Origin of the sequence: Frankia canadensis (assembly GCF_900197875.1) — a bacterium.
Taxonomy (GTDB): Bacteria; Actinomycetota; Actinomycetes; order Frankiales; family Frankiaceae; genus Frankia; species Frankia canadensis.
Window position 1 is genome coordinate 1 of the sequence record NZ_FZMO01000459.1, and the last position, 1,129, is coordinate 1,129.

Annotated in this window: 1 protein-coding gene; it reads right to left on the bottom strand. The window is 78.3% G+C overall.

From position 1 onward, the window contains the following. Positions 1 to 34 precede the first annotated feature (34 nt). The coding region (locus C1A33_RS26160; protein ID WP_101834217.1) for a sensor histidine kinase at positions 35 to 1,129 on the bottom strand (1,095 nt) is incomplete at its 5' end.

Genomic DNA, 1,129 nt, shown 5'->3' on the forward strand with positions numbered 1-1,129 from the left:
GTCCGCGGGGGTGTCGCGGGGGTGGGCAGGTCGCTCATCGGGGCCACGGTAGCCGGGCGTGCAGGCGGAACACGCCGGATGCCCGGTGATGGTCGAGCTGGCCGCCGAGCAGACGGACCCGTTCGGTCAGCCCGACCAGACCCAGCCCGGAGCCGGGTGAGACGTCGGCCGGTGGTGGGTCGGGCAGTGGGTTGACCGCCTCGACGGTGAGCGCGTCGCCGGGCGCGCCGCGCAGGGTGACCCGTACCGGCTGGCCGGGGGCGTGCCGGTGGGCGTTGGTCAGCGCCTCCTGCACGACCCGGTAGGCGGCCCGGTCGACCGCCGGCGGCGGCAAGACCGCCGCGGCGCGCTCGTCGAGGACGCTGACGTCGGTGCCCGCCGCCCTGGTGCGTTCCACCAGCACGTCAAGGTCGGTGAGCGTCGGCGGCGCCCGATGCCCGCCCGCGTCGCGCGCCGTGGTGTCGTCGCGCAGGACCGTGTCGTCGCGCAGGACGGCGATGACGTCGCGCAGCTCGTCGAGGGCCTCGTGCACGCAGGCGCGGATGACACCGGCGGCGCGGGTGAGGCGTTCGGGTGGGGCGTCGGGACGGTACTCCAGCGCGCCGGCGTGGGTGGCCAGCAGCGACAGCCGGTGGGCGAGGACGTCGTGCATCTCGCGGGCGAGCCGGGTGCGTTCGGCGGCGCGGGCCTCGGCGACGCGCCGTCCCTGCTCGGCCTCGGCGCGCCGGGCCCGCTCCCGCAGCGACGCGATCAGCGCCCGGCGCGCCCGCCACAACGCCCCCCAGCCCAGCAGCGCCCCGTGCGCCACGACGACGAGGACAAGCCACCACAGGGTCGAGATCCCCCCGACCGGGCGCAGCAGCCCGCCGCGCACCGCGTGGGCGGCGACACCCACGACCGCCACCGCGACGGCGACCGGCGCTCGGCGCCGGGCCGCGACATGCAGCGTGGCCAGCGTCGCCGGTGGCGTCGCCGCCGGCGAGAGGACCGCGAGCGCCGCGAGGAGCAGCGCGCTGGCCACGACCGGTCCGCGCACCAGCGGCACCACCAGCACGCACCCGGCCAGCCCGGCGAGCACGTCGACGACGAACCAGCCGCCCCCGGGACGCGCGCCCGCCTGCCCCCACAC